The 17,729-nt window shown below is 68.2% G+C and carries 15 protein-coding genes and 1 pseudogene; 14 read left to right on the top strand and 2 right to left on the bottom strand.

Translation table 11 applies throughout. The features are described 5' to 3' along the window. Positions 1-51: 51 nt before the first annotated feature. Genes ABIS05_RS08925 through ABIS05_RS08880 form a run of 10 tightly spaced genes read left to right on the top strand, consistent with a single transcriptional unit; the run spans position 52 to position 11,415 of the window. Complete coding sequence (locus ABIS05_RS08925; RefSeq protein WP_348013037.1) at positions 52-1,926, top strand: hypothetical protein; 1,875 nt, start codon at positions 52-54, stop codon at positions 1,924-1,926. 1 nt (position 1,927) lies between these two features. Beyond that, on the top strand, positions 1,928-2,338 hold the full coding sequence (locus tag ABIS05_RS08920) for a GtrA family protein (protein WP_348013036.1): 411 nt from the start codon (positions 1,928-1,930) through the stop codon (positions 2,336-2,338). Further along, the gene (locus ABIS05_RS08915) at positions 2,335-3,906 is read left to right on the top strand and encodes an NAD(P)/FAD-dependent oxidoreductase (RefSeq protein ID WP_348013035.1); all 1,572 of its coding nucleotides are present in this window, start codon (positions 2,335-2,337) and stop codon (positions 3,904-3,906) included. Before ABIS05_RS08920 ends, ABIS05_RS08915 begins: the two co-directional genes overlap by 4 nt. Positions 3,907-3,934: 28 nt before the next feature. Further along, complete coding sequence (locus tag ABIS05_RS08910) at positions 3,935-5,650, top strand: Wzy polymerase domain-containing protein (RefSeq protein WP_348013034.1); 1,716 nt, start codon at positions 3,935-3,937, stop codon at positions 5,648-5,650. Continuing rightward, entirely contained in the window at positions 5,605-7,317 is a 1,713-nt protein-coding gene (locus tag ABIS05_RS08905; RefSeq protein WP_348063242.1) for a hypothetical protein, read from the top strand. Before ABIS05_RS08910 ends, ABIS05_RS08905 begins: the two co-directional genes overlap by 46 nt. Positions 7,318-7,323: 6 nt before the next feature. Beyond that, the gene (locus ABIS05_RS08900; protein WP_348013032.1) at positions 7,324-8,070 is read left to right on the top strand and encodes a class I SAM-dependent methyltransferase; all 747 of its coding nucleotides are present in this window, start codon (positions 7,324-7,326) and stop codon (positions 8,068-8,070) included. 10 nt (positions 8,071-8,080) lie between these two features. Next, positions 8,081-8,713 carry a class I SAM-dependent methyltransferase gene (locus ABIS05_RS08895; protein WP_348013031.1) on the top strand — a complete coding sequence of 211 codons (633 nt, stop codon included), beginning with the start codon at positions 8,081-8,083 and terminating at the stop codon, positions 8,711-8,713. Further along, entirely contained in the window at positions 8,706-9,116 is a 411-nt protein-coding gene (locus ABIS05_RS08890; RefSeq protein WP_348013030.1) for a GtrA family protein, read from the top strand. Before ABIS05_RS08895 ends, ABIS05_RS08890 begins: the two co-directional genes overlap by 8 nt. Beyond that, a complete protein-coding gene (locus tag ABIS05_RS08885) occupies positions 9,113-10,246 on the top strand; it encodes a glycosyltransferase family 4 protein (RefSeq protein ID WP_348013029.1) in 1,134 nt (377 codons plus the stop codon). Before ABIS05_RS08890 ends, ABIS05_RS08885 begins: the two co-directional genes overlap by 4 nt. Beyond that, a complete protein-coding gene (locus ABIS05_RS08880) occupies positions 10,243-11,415 on the top strand; it encodes a glycosyltransferase family 2 protein (protein ID WP_348013028.1) in 1,173 nt (390 codons plus the stop codon). The genes ABIS05_RS08885 and ABIS05_RS08880 overlap by 4 nt, the downstream gene beginning before the upstream one ends. Here ABIS05_RS08880 and moaC read toward each other — a convergent pair. Beyond that, on the bottom strand, positions 11,406-11,888 hold the full coding sequence (gene moaC, locus ABIS05_RS08875; protein WP_348013027.1) for a cyclic pyranopterin monophosphate synthase MoaC: 483 nt from the start codon (positions 11,886-11,888) through the stop codon (positions 11,406-11,408). The two genes, ABIS05_RS08880 and moaC, sit on opposite strands and share 10 nt — an antisense overlap. A gap of 113 nt (positions 11,889-12,001) precedes the next feature. Here moaC and ABIS05_RS08870 point away from each other — a divergent pair, with 113 nt between their 5' ends. Further along, positions 12,002-13,606: a M48 family metalloprotease gene (locus tag ABIS05_RS08870; RefSeq protein ID WP_348013026.1), complete on the top strand. Its 1,605-nt coding sequence runs from the start codon at positions 12,002-12,004 to the stop codon at positions 13,604-13,606. Positions 13,607-13,750: 144 nt separating this feature from the next. Here the strand turns inward: ABIS05_RS08870 and ABIS05_RS08865 are convergent, their stop codons facing one another. Further along, positions 13,751-14,104, bottom strand: coding sequence for a phage holin family protein (locus ABIS05_RS08865; RefSeq protein ID WP_348013025.1), 354 nt, complete (start codon positions 14,102-14,104; stop codon positions 13,751-13,753). Positions 14,105-14,237: 133 nt separating this feature from the next. Here ABIS05_RS08865 and ABIS05_RS08860 point away from each other — a divergent pair, with 133 nt between their 5' ends. From ABIS05_RS08860 to ABIS05_RS08850, 3 genes and pseudogenes are all read left to right on the top strand, one after another. Further along, positions 14,238-14,990 (top strand): energy transducer TonB, encoded by a 753-nt coding sequence (locus ABIS05_RS08860; protein ID WP_348013024.1) that lies wholly within the window; start codon positions 14,238-14,240, stop codon positions 14,988-14,990. Between the two features lie 93 nt (positions 14,991-15,083). Further along, positions 15,084-17,411, top strand: coding sequence for a TonB-dependent receptor domain-containing protein (locus ABIS05_RS08855; protein ID WP_348013023.1), 2,328 nt, complete (start codon positions 15,084-15,086; stop codon positions 17,409-17,411). Between the two features lie 25 nt (positions 17,412-17,436). Then, positions 17,437-17,729 (top strand): annotated as a pseudogene (locus ABIS05_RS08850) (PKHD-type hydroxylase); the annotation flags it as partial.

Genomic DNA, 17,729 nt, shown 5'->3' with positions numbered 1-17,729 from the left:
CACCTGTAAAGAAAGGGGCCTTGGCCCCTTTCTTTTTGGACCTTCCAATCCATGCACCATCCACGCCGTCTGCCCGCGCTGGCCTTAATGCTGGCTGTGCTGGCCTTCATGCTGTTCGCGCACCCCTATCAAGGCGTGTTCCACGACGGCATCCTCTATTTCGGTCAGGTCCTGCTGAATACCAGCGCGCCGGTACTGAGCGAGGACATCTTCTTCAAGGGCGGTTCACAGGACCGCTACTCCCTCTTCAGCCCCGTGATGGGGTTTCTCTACGGGCACTTCGGGCGCCAAGCCGCGCAAGTCGGCGTACTGTTGACCAGCTGGCTCTTGATGCTCGGCGCCGTTGCGGCGCTGTTGAAGCGCTTTGAAGCGACTCCCTCGATGAGGCTCTGCGGCTTGCTCGCTTTCGCGGTGATGTCACCTATCTACGGCGGCTGCTGGATCATCAGCTACACCGAGACCTTCGTGACCGCCCGGGTCTTTGCCGAGCCGCCGCTCGTCTGGAGCCTCGTGGCGCTGCTGACCGGCCGCCGCGGGCTCGCCTGGGCACTGCAGTTTTTGGCTCTGCTGTTCCATCCCCTGATGGCCTTGCCGGTGATGGTGGTGAGCTGGTGCTTTCTGTCCAGCACTGATCGCCGCTGGCTCTGGCTGCTCGCCGCATTGCCTGCCTTGCTGCTCGTGGCGGCGATGGGTGTCCCGCCACTGGACAGCCTGCTGAAGACCTACCCGCCCTATTGGCGAGCGCTTGTGGACACGAGCAACTTTCTCGTGCTGCTGCAGCACTGGCCGTTGCGCGATCATCTGAATCTGCTGCAGGATCTGCTGATCCTGCTCGCCGTCACCCGGGTCAGGCCGTTCGACGGCTTTTCGCGGCTGCTGTTGGCCGTCGTCGTCACGACGCTCGCCCTTTTCGGCCTCAGTTTCCTGGGGGCCGACGTGCTGCATTCCATCCTGCTGACCCAGCTGCAGGTCTGGCGGGTGCATTGGATCGGTCACCTGATTGCGATGGCGCTTTCACCGTGGCTATGCGTGACGCTCTGGATGCGCGGTGGCCTCTGGCGCGCGAGCGCGTGCGCGTTGGTGCTCTCACTGACGAACGCCCACATCGGGACGGATCACGGCGCCGCGACCCTTTCGCTGTGGGCGGTCACCTCCCTGGCTGCGTGGCGCGTGCGGGGTGCATCACCTCGCGTGATCGGCCTGGTATGCGGCTGCATCCTGCTCGGCGTGCTAGCTCTCTCCGCCGAACAATTGCTAGGGCAAATACAGCAGCTGAATTGGCAATTTCCGGCGGCTGACTGGCGTGATCGATTTGCCAAGCTCGCCGCCTTCCCGCTGCTGGCACTGGGCGGCTTTGCCGCACTTCGCCACCTCGCCGGCAAAGGGCGCGTTGGCGCCTCCATGGCGCTCGTCGCCAGCCTGGGCCTGCTGGCACTGGCTGTCATGACCTGGGACCGACGCACGGACATCTCGCAAGCCGTTGACGAAGCGCCAGCCGCCGGTCCCCACCCCTTCATCGCCCACCTGCCAGCTCACGCCAGCATCTATTGGCCCAACGAACTGGCGGCCGTGTGGGGCCTGCTCGGACGGCCCAGCCACTACTCGCAGCCTCAGGGGGCGGGGCTGCTGTTCAACCGCGACACCGCGCTGCTGTTCGGGCCCCGCAAGGAGATCTACCGCGCCATCGACCAGGACCGCGAACGCTGCCGGACCGGCTCGTTGCTGACGCGCGACCTGGCCGCCCGCCAGAGATGCCTGATGCCTTCTTCGGAACGCCTGGAGGCACTCTGCAATGAAGCCGATGCTCCTGATTTCGTGGTGTTGCCAGGCTCACTCAGCCTGCCACCGCTGGCAAGCTGGCAGTCACCTCAACGGCAGACCTATGTCCTCTATGCCTGCTCTGCGCTCAAGTCCAAGGGAAATTGACATGCCTTCCACAGCGCGCGAATTCCTGCTCTATTTCGCTGCCAGCGCTGCGGCGCTGGCTCTGGACACGGCCGTCTTCAGCGTGAGCTTGCAACTGGGCGTCCACCTCGCCGCTTCCGCCTGCCTGGGCTTCAGTGTCGGCCTGATGCTCATCTACACGGTTAGCACCCGGCATGTCTTTACACAGCACCGCCTGGCCGACCACCGCCATGAGTTCGCAGTGTTCACGCTGATCGGCCTAGCGGGCCTGCTGCTGACCGAGGCGCTGCTATGGCTCCTGGTTCGACAGCTAGGCATGGCGCCGGTGGCGGCGAAGTTGACCTGTGCCTGTGGCGTATTCCTCTTCAACTTCGCCCTGCGCAAAACCCTCCTCTTCACCGCCTGCCGCGCGGCACTCAGCACGCAGACATGAGCCAGCCTTCCACCCTCGTCATCGGTGCCGGCCCCGCCGGTCTCACAGCCGGCCTGGAGTTGCTGCGCGCCGGCTACCCCCAAGTCACCCTCCTGGAGGCCACGCAGGACATCGGCGGCATCTCCAAAACCGTCAACTACAAGGGCAACCGCATCGACATCGGCGGCCACCGCTTCTTCTCCAAGTCAGACTGGGTCATGGACTGGTGGCGCGATGTGCTGCCGGTCGCCAAGCCGGCCAACGGCAATGGTGACGCGCGCCTGGCTTACCAGGGCAAGCAACGCCTGCTCGGCGGCCACGAGGCCACGGCCAGCGAGGCGGACGACTCGGTGCTGCTGATCCGCAACCGCCAGTCGCGCATCTACTTCGGCGGGCAGTTTCTCGACTACCCGCTCAAGCCCGGCCTGGACCTCGTGCGCAAGATGGGCCCGCTGCGCTGCATGCGGTTTGCCGGGAGCTACATGGCCTCCGCCGCGCGGCCCATCCAGCCCGAGCAGACGCTGGAAGACTTCTTCATCAACCGCTTCGGCCGCCAGCTCTATCTGCAGTTCTTCAAGACCTACACCGAGAAGGTCTGGGGCGTGCCCTGCCGCGACATCAGCGCCGACTGGGGCGCGCAACGCATCAAGAGTCTTTCCATAGGCAGCGCCGCGAAGCAGGCGCTGAAGAAGATCGTCACGGGCAACACCGACACGCAACACACCTCGCTGATAGAGAGCTTCCTCTATCCCAAGTACGGCCCCGGCCAGATGTGGGAGACGGCGGCCGCCGAGTTCGAGCGCCGTGGCGGCCGGCTACTGCGTGGCTGGGCGGTGGACGAAATCCATCGCCGCGACAACAAGGTCGAGCGCGTCGTTGCGCGTGATGCCGACGGCCAGCGCCAGAGCTTCGAGGCCAGCGCCGTCGTCTCGACCATGCCCATCCGCGAACTCGCCCAGGCGTTGCGCCCGGCGCCCGATGCACCGGCGCTGTCCATCGCCTCCGGCTTGGAGTACCGCGACTTCATCACCGTTGGCCTGCTCTACCGCCGCATGAGCCCCAAGGTGGCCGGCAAGGCAAGGCATGTGTCCGACAACTGGATCTACATCCAAGAGCCCGGCGTGAAGGTCGGCCGCGTGCAGGTCTTCAACAACTGGAGCCCCTACATGGTGGCGGACCCCGACACCGTCTGGCTGGGGTTGGAGTTTTTTGCCCGTGACGACGACGAGCTCTGGGCGATGAGTGACGACGCGTTGAAGGCCCTGGCCGTGCGCGAGATGCAGCAGATGGGCATGGCCGACGAGGCCGAACTGCTCGACGCCACGGTGCTGCGCCAGCCCAAGGCCTACCCGGGTTATTTCGGCGCGGCCTTCGAGCGCTTTGATGAGCTGCGCGGCTGGCTCGACGGGCTGGACAACCTCTTCCTGTGTGGCCGCAACGGCATGCACCGCTACAACAACCAGGACCATTCCATGCTGTCCGCCCGCTTGGCCGCGCAGGCCATCATGAACGGCGGCGCCGGGCGAGATGCGATCTGGTCGGTCAACATCGACGACGACTATCACGAAGAAGCGCCGACGAAGAACTGACCGCAAGGGCGTGCCATCATCCGCGCCCATGCTGTCCAAGACCCCCACCGCCACGGCCGATGCCGCGCTCTTCAGCCTCGTCATCGCCGCCGCCCTGCCGCCGCTGCTCGCCTTCAACCAGACGCCGGCCGCCACGCTCTACAACCAGTTGCTGGCGCTCGCCGGCTGGGGGCTAGCGCTGGCGCTGTGGGCCCACTCGTCACCCGGCTGGCGCGCCAGCCTGAAGAGCCCCGCAGCGCTCGCGATGCTGCTGCTGCTCATCGCGCCGCTCAGCTCCGTGGCCTGGCGCGCGCTGCCGCTGTCGCTGGGCCTGGGCGCTACCGCCGTGCTCGGCGCGGGCCTGGCCGTGCTGCTGCTGGCCCAGGGCCTGTCACGCGAGGCGCGCCGCAGCGCCGCCGAAGCGCTGTGCTGGGGCCTGCTCCTTGCCGGCCTGCTCAGCGTGGCCATCAGCCTCGTGCAGGTGTTTGCGCCGCAGTGGGCGGACGGCAATGTGATCGCCCGCTCCGGCATCCCGGGCCGCGCGGTTGGCAACCTGCGCCAGCCCAACCATCTGGCGAGCCTGATGATGTGGGCGGCCGTCGCCGCCGTCTTCGTCACCGAGCGGCGCGGCTGGCGCTGGCTGCTGGCGCCGCTGCTGTTCGCCTGCGTCTTCACCGTCGTGCTGAGCGCCTCGCGCACCGGCTTCATCGGCATCGCGATGCTGGCCGTCTGGGGTCTCATCGACCGGAAGCTGTCGCGCGGCGCGCGCCTGGCGCTGCTCGCCACGCCGTTGATGCTCGGCGTTAGCTGGTGGCTGATGGCGCAATGGTCTGCCGAGGGCGGCCATGCCTTTGGCGCGGCCTCGCGACTGTCCGAAGGCGCCGGTTCGCCGTCGCGGCTGGCCATCCTGCGCGACGCCTGGGCGCTGACCATAGCCCACCCGTTGCTCGGCGTCGGCTGGGGTGAGTTCAACGTCGCGTGGAGCCTCACGCCCTTCCCGACGCGACCCATCGCCTTCTTCGACCACACGCACAACCTGCCCTCGCAGCTGGCCGTCGAGCTGGGGCTGCCCTGGGCCGGCGCGGTACTGGCGCTGCTCGGCTGGGCGCTATGGCAGGCCTGGCGCGGCGCGGCGCGCAGTGACGAAGACGCGCCGCTGCGCCGCGCGGCGCTGATGATCGTACTCACCATCGCCCTGCACAGCCTGCTGGAGTACCCGCTCTGGTACGCCTACTTCCTGTTGCCCGCCTGCTTTGCGCTGGGCCTGGCACTGCCGGCAGGCGAGCGGGCCAAGCCGGCTTCGGCAATGCCGGCTACCTTGATCGGCGGCCTGCTGGTCGCCGGCAGCCTGTTCGCCGTGTGGGACTACCAGCGCATCGTCGCGATCTACGCGCCTGGCGCCAGCGCTGCGCCTCTAAATGAGCGCATTGCCATCGGCCAGGGCTCACCGTTGTTCAGCCACCAGGCCGACTACGCCGCTGCCACCAGCCAGCCCCCAGGCCGTGACGCGCTCGCCGCAACCCGGCGCACCGCCTTCAGCCTTGTCGATGCCCGGCTGCTGATGCACTGGTCACGCTCGCTCGAAGCCACCGGTGACGTGGAAGGCGCGCGCTATGTGGCCGACCGCTTGCGCGAGTTCCGCAGCGAGACGGGCGACCGATGGTTCGAGAGCTGCGTCGGGCCGGCCACCATGCCCGCCGCACCGCCGGCCATGGTCCAGTGCCAGCCGGCCTCGGCGGTCGTCGACTGGCGGGCCTTGCGTTGAAGCCGGCGGCGCAGGCCACCCTTGCTTCGGCACCGATGGCCGTGCGGCGGCTTGCCATCGCCACGCTGACCCTGGCCTGCGCGGCGCCCGTCATCACGCGCCTGTCGCGCATCGACGGGATGCGGTTCGACTTCTATCTGGTCTTCGAGCGCCTCTTCGCCTTCAACGACCACCTGCAGTCGCTGGCCATGCTTGCCGCGCTTTTGGTGGCTCTGGCCTGCCGCCCCGCGCGGGACGCCACCGCCCGGCTGGCCGCTTGGATGGGTGAGCACCCGTTGAGCACGGCCGGCCTCGCATTCTTCGGGTTGGCCCTCGGCGCACTGTTCATCTGCCGCGCCCACCCCCTGTCCATGGACGAATACGTCCCCTGGATGCAGGCCCATGCCTTTGCGAAGGGCCGTGGCGTGCTGCACTATCCGCCTGAGCTCCTCGACCTGATCGTGCCGCCTTCCTTCCAGGGCTCGTTCGTGCTGGTCGATCACACCAGCGGCGCCGCGACCTCCGTCTATTGGCCCGGCATGGCGCTGCTGTTCACGCCTCTGGTGGCGTTCAACCTCGGCTGGTGCCTGAACCCCGCCTTCGGCGCGCTGACGCTGTTGCTGCTGCACCGTCTGACCAGCGATGCGGCTGGCGACACGCGCGCCGGCGGCTGGGCGATGCTGGCTGCGCTGGCCTCGCCGCAGTTCACCGTCAGCGCCATGACTTGGTACGCCATGCCGGGCGAGCTGGCACTCAACCTGCTGTTCCTGTGGCTGCTGCTGAAGCCGCGTCTGACCCACGCCTTCGCGGCCGGCCTGGTGGGCGGGTTGTGCCTGATCATGCACAACCCCGTGCCCCATGCGCTGATGGCCGCCCCATGCCTGGCTTGGCTGCTTCTCGACCGCGCACGCTGGCTGCGGCTGCTCGGCGTGCTGGCCGGCTATGTCCCGCTGGGTCTCGGCGTGGGTATCGGCTGGTGGCTGTTGAAGTCCGGCTTTGGCGATGCGGCGGCGGGCGCGTCGACCGCCATGGGCGTGGTGGACATGTTGGGGCGCGTGTTCGTGTGGCCCGATTCCGATGTGCTGGCCGCGCGCTGGCAGGCGACCTGGAAGATCTGGATCTGGGCCTGCCCGGGCCTGCTGCTGCTGCCCTTACTTCCGCGCCCGCGCCCGCTGGTCGAGCGCTTGCTGCTGGCCGCCTTCGTGCTCACCTTCGTCTTCTATCTGTTTGTTCGCTTCGACCAGGGCCACGGTTGGGGCTATCGCTACATCCACCCGGTGTGGGGCGCGCTGCCGGTCGTCGCCGGCCTTTGGCTAGCCCGCGCCGAAGCCTGGCCGCAGCAGTGGGGCCGGGTCATTCTGGCCGCAGGCCTGCTGGCCACGCCGGTCTTCCTGTGGCAGACGCAGGCCAGCGTCGACCGCACCCTGTCCTTCCGCTTCGAGCCCGAGGGCGCGGGTGACTGGGTCGTGTTCGTGTCGCAAGCCACCGGCTACTACCGCGGGGATCTGGTGCAGAACGCGGACAGCCCGTCGCAACGCCTGGTGCTGATCAGCCACGGAGAGCGTGCGGACCGCACATTGATGGCAAGGCACTTCCCCACGGCCGCTGAAGTGATGAAAGACTCGCGGGGCTCGGCTTGGCGCCTGCCTGCGGGCTCGCTGTCGACCACACCCCATCCCCAGCGCTAATCCCACATGACGACGTCCATCCGTGTCGACCCCCCGTTCTGGCGCCATGACGCTTACACGCTGCGCCGCCTGGCTGAGGGCGTCATCAGCGCGATCCCGGAGGTGCTGCCGGCGCCCACCTCGACCGCAGCGTGCGTGGTCGACATGGGGGCCGGCGACGCGCCCTATCGTTCATTGTTCGAAGCTCGTGGCGCCCGCTATGTCGCCTGCGACATCGACGCACCCGAAGGTGGCGAGACCTTGCGCATCGATATCGGCCGGCCCTTGCCGCTGGCTGCCGGCTGCGCGCAGGTCGTCGTTTCATTTCAGGTGCTGGAACATGTCTGGGACCTGGACTGGTACCTCGGCGAGGCGCGACGGCTGCTAGCGCCCGAGGGCCATCTGTTGCTGAGCACGCATGGCATCTGGCTGTATCACCCGCATCCCACCGATTTCCGACGCTGGACCCGCGCCGGCCTGATCGCGGAGCTCGAGCAACGGGGCTTCGAGATCAGGTCGGTGCGCGCCCTTGTCGGCCCGCTCGCCTGGACCACCCAGTTCCGCGCGCTCGGCTGGAACCGGCTGCTGCAAGCGCTGCCCTTTGTAGGGCCCTGGGTCGCAGGCCTGTCCAACGCCCTGCATCATCTGCGCATGCGCCTGGAAGACGCGCTCACGCCGCGGGACTGGGCCGAGGACAACGCTGCGGTCTACCTTGTCGTGGCGACTCCGCGCCGGGCGGCCCCAACGTCTGCCTTGATGACCGCCGCAAGCTGACCACCACACCATGACATCTCACACCCCCCAAGGCCCGCATGCGGAAGGCCTGGTCGCCCGCCTCAGCACCACGCCGTACCGACGCAGCATCATCGACGGCATCGTCGCCGCGCTTTCGGATCACGGTCCGGTGGCCCAGGCCCTGGACTTCGGTTCCGGCGACGGCTTCTTCGCGGCCCACCTTCCCCAGCTGACAGCGATCAAACACGTGACGCCGGTCGATGTGGTCGAACGCGCGTCCAGCTGGGTCAAGCCGGTGCTCTACGCCGGGCGTACGCTGCCCTTCCCGGATCGCAGCTTCGACCTGGCCTACGCCGTTGACGTGCTGCATCACTGCCCCGATCCCATCGCCGCGCTGGCGGAAATGGCGCGCTGTACACGGCACTATCTGCTCGTCAAGGATCACAACCACACGGGTCCGCTCGGGAAAGCCGTGCTGGCCGTACTGGACGAGCTGGGCAATCGCAGGTTCGGCATCCCATCGCCGCAGAACTACCAGCAGCGGTGGTCGTGGGTCGAATGGATCGAGTCGCAGGGCTTTGTGCGCTGCCGTTGGGTGCATCCGATGCCTTGCCATCGCGGCCCACTGGCGCTGACCAACCCGCTGCAATTCCTCGGGCTTTGGAAGCGGCCGGATGCCTGAGCGCAAGCTGCTGCCGCTGATGGGCCGCCACGCCTGGGTAGGCCTGCTCTGCGCGCTGCTCAATATCGGTCTCGTCCACGCCGGCACGGCTTGGCTGCACTGGCCCTATCTCGCTGCGGCTTGGCTGACCTGCATCATCACCATCCCGACCAGCTATTTTCTGCATCGCCGCCACAGCTTCCGGCTTCAGGAGAGCGCCAGTTGGAGGGAATTCGGACGCTTCGTGGGCCAGCAGCTCCTGCAGTTCTGCGCCGGCCTGGCGCTGCTGTCGGCTGGCGTCGAATGGCTGGGCCTGAACCCGACGCTGGCCATGGCACTGGCCACTGCCGTGCTGTGGCTGTTTTCCTTTGTGGTGCAGTGGCGCTGGGTCTTTCGTACCGGCCTGCGATCAGGGCGCGGATGAGCGCCCTGCGCGTGCTGCAGGTCAGCGCCTTCTTCCCTGGCCACGGAGGTGGGATCGAAGCCGTCGCCGGAGCCCTAGCGGCCCGCATGCCCGCGGCTGGCGTCGCGATGCATTGGATGGCGGGTGGGCCGCGGGAAGAATGGCCCGCCTCCTGGCCCGGTGTCACAGTGACTGCCGAACCCGCATGGGACCCGCTGGAGCGGCGCCTGGGCCTGCCCTTCCCGGTCTGGAGCCCGGCTGCCCTGATGCGGCTGTGGCGGCGCGTCGGAGAACATGACGTGGTGCATGCGCACGACTTCCTCTACCTGCCCACGCTGGCCGCGATGCTGTTCGCCGCGCTGCGCGGGCGGCCCGTCGTGCTGACCCAGCACATCGGCGACATCCCCTTCCGCTCGCGCCGGGCACACCGCCTGTTGACCTTGCTGAACCGCAGCCTGGGGGCTTTCGTGTTGCGCCGGGTCGCGCAGGCGGTATTCGTCGGGCTACCCGTCCAACGTTATTTCGAGCGCTTCGTGCGCTTCCGCCGCCCGGTGTGCCTCGTGCCTAACGGTGTCGACCACTCACTCTTTCACCCGCCGCAAACCCCGCCCACGGGTGAGTTGCGGCTGCTCTTCGTGGGCCGCTTCGTCGAGAAGAAGGGGCTGCGCCTGCTGCACCACTGCCTCGATCTGCCCGGCGCCTCGTGGACCTTCGTCGGCAGCGGCCCGCTTGAGCCGCCGGCCGGGCCGCAGCTGCGACTGGCTGGCCGGCTGGGCCCCCAGCAGGTGGCCGATGCGTTCCGCACCGCCGACCTGCTCGTGTTGCCCAGCACCGGCGAGGGCTTCCCACTGGTCGTGCAGGAAGCGCTGGCGAGTGGCACGCCGGTGCTCGTCAGCACCGAGGTCTTCGAGGCTTTCCCGGGTGTCGACGAACGCTGCGTCTTCCACGTCGAACTGCGCGGCGCCACGCCGGAGCAGGCGCTGTGCGAGCGGCTGCAACAACTGCTGGGCGACCCTGATCGCCTGCGCAGCGCCCGCCCGGCCGCCGCCGAACTCGCGCGCCAGTGGAACTGGGACGCGACCGTGCAGCGCTATGTCGACCTCTATCGCGACCTGGCTCCGGCTGCATCACATCTTTTGAAGTCGTCATGAGCACGCCGATCGAACTGACCATCCTGATGCCTTGCCTCAACGAGGCCCTCACCGTCGCCCAGTGCGTGCGCCAAGCACGGGCGTTCCTCGCTGCAAGCGGCATTCCCGGCGAAGTGCTCGTGGCGGACAACGGCTCCACCGACGGTAGCCAGGCCCTGGCTGAGGCCGAGGGCGCGCGGGTGGTTGCGGTTCCCGTGCGTGGCTATGGCGCGGCGCTGCGCTGTGGCATCGAGGCCGCACGGGGCCGTTTCGTCGTCATGGGCGACTCCGACTGCAGCTACGACTTCTCCAACCTGCATGGCTTCGTCGCCGCGCTGCGCGGCGGCAAGCAACTCGTCATGGGCAACCGTTTTGCGGGCGGCATCGCGCCGGGCGCCATGCCCGGGCTGCACCGCTACCTCGGCAACCCGGTGCTCAGCTTTGTCGGGCGGCTCTTCTTCAAGAGCCCGGTGCACGACTTCCACTGCGGCCTGCGTGGCTTCGAACGCGGTGCGATGCTGAAGCTCGGCCTGCAATCGTCCGGTATGGAGTTCGCTAGCGAGATGGTCGTCAAGGCCACGCTGCACGGGCTGCGCATCGCCGAGGTGCCCACGACGCTTTCCCCCGACGGCCGTGACCGGCCGCCGCATCTGCGCAGCTGGCGTGACGGCTGGCGTCATCTGCGCTTCCTGCTGCTGCATGCACCGGCCTGGCTGTTCATGTATCCCGGGATTGCGCTCTTCCTGCTCGGCACTGCGGCCAGCATCGCGCTGGGCCTGGGCCCACTGCCGCTTGGCTTTGCAACGCTGGACGTGCACAGCATGCTGTATGCCGCCACAGCGGCCTGCCTGGGTCTACAGATGCTGATGTTCGCCGGTGCGTGCTCGCTGCATGCCGTGCGCATTGGCGTGCTGCCGCAGCTGCCCACGGGCCTGGGCTGGGTGCATCGCGTGCGGCTGGAACCGGCCCTGCTGTCAGCGTTGATGCTGCTGCTCGTTGGCCTGGGCTTCGCCGGCGCGAGCGTTTGGCTCTGGTGGCAACAGTCGCGCTTCGGCTCAGCCAACCCCGCACAGTTGATGCGCCTGGTCATCCCCGGCGCCACCTTCATGCTTGCCGCAGGTCAGGTGGCGATGAGCGCCTTCATGTTCGAGTTCATCCGCATGGTGCCGCAGCGCCCGCCTCAGGACTGAGCCTTCCACTCGCCCGACTTGCCGCCCTGCTTCTCCAGCACCCGCACGTCGCCGATGACCATGCCGCGGTCTGCCGCCTTGCACATGTCGTAGATGGTCAGCAGGCCGACCTGCACGGCGCACAGCGCCTCCATCTCCACGCCGGTGCGGCCCAGCGTCTCGACCTGGGCGCGGCACAGCACGCGGCTGCCCGGCTCGTCCAGTTCGAACTCGACCTTGACGCGCGTGATCGGCAGCGGGTGGCACAGCGGCACCAGATTGGAACAGCGCTTGGCGCCCTGGATGGCGGCGATGCGCGCCACGCCCAGCACGTCGCCCTTTTTGGCCGTGCCGTTGGCGATCAGCGCGAAGGTGGCGGGCAGCATGCGGATCTCGCCGGCCGCAACGGCCACGCGGTGGGTCTCGGCCTTGGCGGACACGTCGACCATGTGGGCCTGGCCCTCGGCGTCGAAGTGGGTCAGCGGAGTCGTCATGTCAGTGGGCGCCTGCGGGGCGTTTCATTTTCAGGAAACATTTGGGATCGGAGTTGCAGGCATCATAGGCAGCCGACCGGCGCTGAGCCGGCGGCGGCCGGAGCCCTTGCCTGATGAAGAAGTCGTTCGCCACCCGCCCTTTGCTCACGCTGCTTGCGGCTGCCATGTTGGCCCTGCCCGGCGCGCCCTTGAATGCGCAGGTCAACCTGCCGGCCCTGGGCGACTCGGTGTCGCAGGACCTGGACGTCGGCAGCGAGCGCCGCCTGGGTGATCAGGTCATGCGCCAGATCCGCATCGACCCCGACTACGTGCTGGACCCGCTGCTGCAGGAGTATCTGGAAAGCATCTGGACGCCCCTCGTCAACGCCGCGCGCAAGCTGGGCCAGATCGGCGAAGAGACACAGGCGCGTTTTGCCTGGGAGCCCTTCCTCGTGCGCGACAAGAGCGTCAACGCCTTCGCGCTGCCGGGCGGCTTCGTCGGCACGCACCTGGGCCTGATCTCGATGACGGTGTCGCGCGACGAGCTCGCATCGGTGCTGGCCCACGAGCTGTCGCACATCACGCAGCGCCACATCGCGCGCCGCATCGCTGGCGACTCGAAGAACAGCATGGTGGCCATCGCCGGCCTGCTGCTCGGCATCCTGGCCGCGTCGCGCGGCAACATCGACATGGCCAACGCCGGCATCGTCGGCGGCCAGGCCGCAGCCACGCAGCTGTCGCTGAACTTCTCGCGCGACATGGAGCGCGAGGCCGATCGCGTCGGTTTCAACGTGCTGGTGGAGGCCGGCTTCGCAGGCAGCGGCATGGTCAGCATGTTCGAGCGCATGGAGCAGGCTTACCACCTGATGGACAACGGCGCCTACCCGTACCTGCGCTCCCACCCGCTGACGAGCGAACGAATCGGCGATGCCCGCACGCGCCTGGCGCTGGAACCGTTCGTGCGCCCTCGCGGGCTGGCCGAGCACGCGTTGATGGCCGCCCGCGCCCGCGCGCTGCAGGACCCGCGCGTCGAGGCCTGGAAGGTGCTGGAGAACTACGACGCCGGTGCGCGCAACATCAAGGAGAGCGGCGGCTACGAGCAGCTTGGCGCGCGCTACGCGGCGACGCTGGCCTCCATCAAGCTGCGCAACTTCGACCGCGCCGAGGCCACGCTGCGCAGCGCCGAGGTGACGCTGCAGCTGATTAACCCCAGCCCCGCCGAGACGACCGCCGCCACCCGGCTGCTGACCTATCTGCGCGCCGAGCTGGCGCAGGCGCGCGGGCGGCCGTTGGACGGCATCGCCGCGCTCGACCAACTGGCGGGCGAGAAGTCCCGCGCCATGCTGCTGCAGCGCGTCGGTCTGGCGCTGGCCTCGGGCCCGGCAGCCACCTCGGCCCCGGCGTTGCGCGAGGCGGCGGAGGCGCTGCAGACGCATGTGAGCCTGGACCCGAGCGACGCGCTGGCCTGGTCGCAGCTCGCGCTGGTATGGGAAAAGCTCGGCCAACCGCTGCGCGCCGTGCGCGCCCAAGCGGAGACGCGCGCCGCTGCGGGTGATCTGAACGGCGCCATCGACCGTCTGCGCTCCGGCCTGCGCCAGTCGCGCGGCGCCGATGCCGACCAGGTCGAGGCCTCGGTCATCGACGCGCGGCTGCGTACCCTGGTCTACGAGCGCCAGAGCATCCTGGGCGAGATGTACAAGGGCCGCTACATCCCGCCGGACATCGAGCTGCCGAACTGAGGCCCCGGGCCAAGGCATACCTTGGCCGGCCCCCCGAGGGGGCGGCGATGCTCGCGGCGTCGAGCCGCGAGCACATCGCCATACGCGGGCCGGCTTGGGAGCGGCCCGGCGCTAGGCCCGCAAATGCCGCAGCGACCTGCCGGGTCAGTCTTGCGGGAACATCCGCTCGACGACCACGTCGATGAGCATGCCGCACAGGCTGTAGATCAGCGAGCCGATCAGCGCGGCCGCGAAGCCGGTCACGGCCAGGCCGTTGAGCAGCGACGCCGCCGCCCAGAACATCAGCGCGTTGATGACGAACAGGAAGAGCCCCAGCGTCAGCACCGTCACCGGCAACGTCAGCAGCACGAGGATGGGCCGCAGCAGCGTGTTGAGCAGGCCCAGTACCAGGGCGGCGATCAGCGCCGACGTGAAACTCGTCACCACGACGCCTGGGTAGAGGTGGGCGACCAGCAGCAGCGCGCCAGCCAGCAACAGCCATCGGGTCAGTGTTTTCATGGCGCGCAGCATATCGGGCGGCACCGATGCCGTGTGGCGCCATCGCGGCGCCTGCTTGCAGATCAAATAGGAATCGTTCGCATTCGTGTTAATATTTTCGCTGAGCCCGCCCCTTGACGATTTCGTGCCTTCCTTGAACCCCGCCCTCAGCTTTGTCGCTCCCTCACCGGTGTCTGTCGCGCCCGCGCGGCCGGCTGCGGTGGGCGCGCCAATGCGGGCCAGCTATGTCGAAATGTCGGGCGGCTCGGCGCGGCGTCGCCTGCTGGCGGTGGGCGTCATCGGGCTGCATGTGCTGCTGTTGTGGGGCATGAGCCAGTTGCAGGACGTGCGCCGCACGGTGGCCCGCGTGGCGCCGGTGGTGGTGCGCCTGATCGCACCGGCCGAGCCGCCCAAGCCGATGCCCCCGGTGGCCGCCCCGCTGCCCGCGCTGCAGGTGCCGGCGCAGACCCTCATCGAGCCGCCGCTGATCGCCATTGCAGCCGCGCCGGCCCCGTCGCTCGTCGTCGCGGCGCTGCCGCCGCCGCCACCGGCACCCGCCGTGGTGCAGGCAGCGCCGACGCCGGCCATCCCGGTCGTGGCGCCGCCCCCCGTGCCCGCCATCAAGCAGATCCCGGCCGGCGCGGTGCGCTACCTGCGGGAGCCGCGCATGACGGTGCCACTGATGTCCAAGCGGCTGCATGAGTCCGGCATCGTGCACCTGCGGGTGGTGGTTGACGCGCGCGGCCTGCCGCGAGAGATCACGCTGGCCAAGTCCTCCGGCTTTGCCCGCCTGGACGAGCAGGCGCTGCAGGACATGCGCAGCGCCCGCTTCGTGCCCCAGACCGAGAACGGCCAGCCCGTCGAGTGGGAAGTCATCACGCCGATGTCCTACGAATTCGACCGCTGACCCCCTTTTCCTTCCCCCACTAGCCATGCCGTGGGCGGCACCCGATGCCGTCGTGGGCAAAGCCACGCCCATTCACGATCCATCGGAGTTTCCATGTCCCGCAAGAACAAATCCAATGCCTCGGCCCGGCTGCTGCCCCTGCTGCCCCTGGGTGCCTTGGCCGCCGGCTTCGGCCTGACCTCGGCCGCGCTGGCCCAGACCCCGCCCGCCAAGGAAGAAACGGTGATGCCCACGGTGCGCATCAAGGCCAGCGCCGAACCCCAAGGCAAGGACGCCTACCAGGCCACCGAGACCCGCATCGGCAAGGGAAAGCAGGACATCCGCGACATCCCGCAATCGCTGACGGTCGTCACCGAGAAGCTCATCGACGACCGCAACCTCGACAACGTCAAGGAGGTGCTGAAGAACACCGCCGGCATCAGCTTCCAGGCCGCCGAGGGCGGCGAGGAAGACATCAAGATCCACGGCATCTCGCTGCAAAGCACGGGCGACATCTTCATCGACGGCATGCGTGACCCGGCCTTCTACGACCGCGACACCTTCTTCGTCGACAGGATCGAGCTGCTGCGCGGCTCCGGCGCGCTGATGTTCGGCCGCGGCTCCAGCGGCGGCGCCGTCAACCAGGCCACCAAGCAGGCGCTGCTGGCCGACCAGAACCAGCTCGACGTGACGCTGTCCAGCCACACCGGCCTGCGCATGGTCGCCGATCTCAACAAGCGCCTGGGCGAAACAACGGCGCTGCGCGTCAGCGCCATGAGCACCAACGCCGACAACGACGGCGCCGGCTCGTCGCTGGACAAGCGCGGCATCGCCGCCAACCTGCGCTGGGGCATCGAGGAGCAGGACGAGTTCAGCCTGACCCTGTACGCCCTGGACAACCGCAATGGCATGAACTACGGCATGCCCTGGGTGCGCCCGACGCCGACCTCACCGGCCAGCGACACCACGCTGCTGGCACTGGACCCGACCGCCTACTACGGCCTGGCCAGCGACATCAACAAGGGCTCGGCCAACTACGGCATGCTGACCCACACCCACCGCTTCAGCCCTGCGGTCGAGCTGGTCACCAAGGCCCGCTACGCGTCCTACACGCGCGACCAGCGTGCCGGCACCGTGCGCTTTGCCGCAGCCAACCTGCAGCCCGGCGGCCTCGCGGCCTCGCTGGCCACCTTCGGCCCCAACACCGTGCTGTCGCGCGGCACCCAGCTGAAGATCCAGGATCTGCAGACCGCCACCGTGCAGAGCGACCTCAGTGCCAAGTTCAAGGCCGCCGGCATGGACCACCACCTGATGGCCGGTGCCGACTTCGCGCAGGAGAAGAAGCAGGTCTACAGCGACAACCCCGGTCCCTCGGCCGCTCAGCGCAGCCTCACCGCCGCCCAGCGCACCGACTTCTACGCGGCGCTGGGCCTGACCAAGCCCACCACGCTGGCCGGCGCTCCCGACGACGGCGCCAGCATCGACGAGTCGCGTCGCCAGCCCTTGAAGGCCAGCGAGTACACGTCGCGCTCCGCCGGCGCCTATGTGCAGGACATGGTGTCGCTCACACCCGAATGGAAGCTGCTCGCCGGCCTGCGCTACGACAAGCTCAAGGGCGACTACGACAGCTTGAACTACAGCTACAGCGGCAGCGGCGCGAATCAGGGCTACGACAAGTTCACGCGCACGACGACCGACCGTTACCAGATGAACGTCTCGGCGTGGAGCAAGCGCGCCGCCTTGCTGTACCAGCCAAACGCCCAGCTGTCCCTGCACCTAATGGGCGCGACCTCCTTCAACACTTCTGGCGACACCTATTCGCTCAGCCCCGCCAACGCCGACATCCCGCCTGAGAAGTCGATCAACTTCGAGTTGGGCGGTCAGTACGACTCGGCCGACGGCAAGCTGACGACGCGCTTCGGCATCTTCCGCGCCACCAAGCTGCACGAGCGCAACACCGACCCGCTGAACACCGACATCGTCACCCTGTCGGGCAAGCGCCACGCCGCCGGCGTGGACGTCGACATCACCGGCCGCATCACGCCCGACTGGGAAATCTTCGGCAGCTTCACCTGGATGCCGACCGCCAACATCGACATCTCCTCGGCCAACACCGGCGAGTTGCAAGGCGCCCGCCCGTCGCTGACACCGCGCTACTCCGGCAGCCTGTGGACGACCTACCGGTTCACGCCGCAATGGCGCGTCGGCGGCGGCTTCAACGCGCGCAGCGGCCAGCAGCCCAATCGCAACCCGGGCTTTTACGCACCCAAATTCATCATCGGCAACCTGATGGCCGAGTACACGGTCCTTGAGGACGCGCTGCTGTTCCGCCTCAACGTCGACAATGTGACCAACAAGCGCTACGCCGATTCGCTCTACACGGGCCACTACGTGCCGGGCAAGGGCCGCATCGTGGCGCTGACCGGCACCTACAAGTTCTGACCCACCGGGAGGCTCGCGCCACGCCATGCTGCTGAAGATCCCCCAGATCCTCGACACCGCCGGCGTGGCCCGGGCCCGCGAACTGCTGGCCGCCGCACCCTGGGCTGACGGTCGCAGCACCGCCGGCCGTCAGGCCGCGCAGGTCAAGAACAATGAGCAGCTGCAGCCGGGCAGTGAGCAGCACCGGGAGCTGCAGGCGCAGGTGCTGCAGTCGCTGGAGAAGCACCCGCTGTTCTTCTCCGCCACTATCCCGAAGCGCGTGCTGCCGCCGCTGTTCAACCGCTACGTCGGCAGCACCAACGCTTACGGCAGCCATGT

The sequence above is a fragment of the Roseateles sp. genome (assembly GCF_039929605.1).
In the GTDB taxonomy this organism is placed as follows: domain Bacteria; phylum Pseudomonadota; class Gammaproteobacteria; order Burkholderiales; family Burkholderiaceae_C; genus Pelomonas.
The sequence above is the reverse complement of the archived record's forward strand: the minus strand, read 5'-3'. Positions and strand labels throughout refer to the sequence as shown.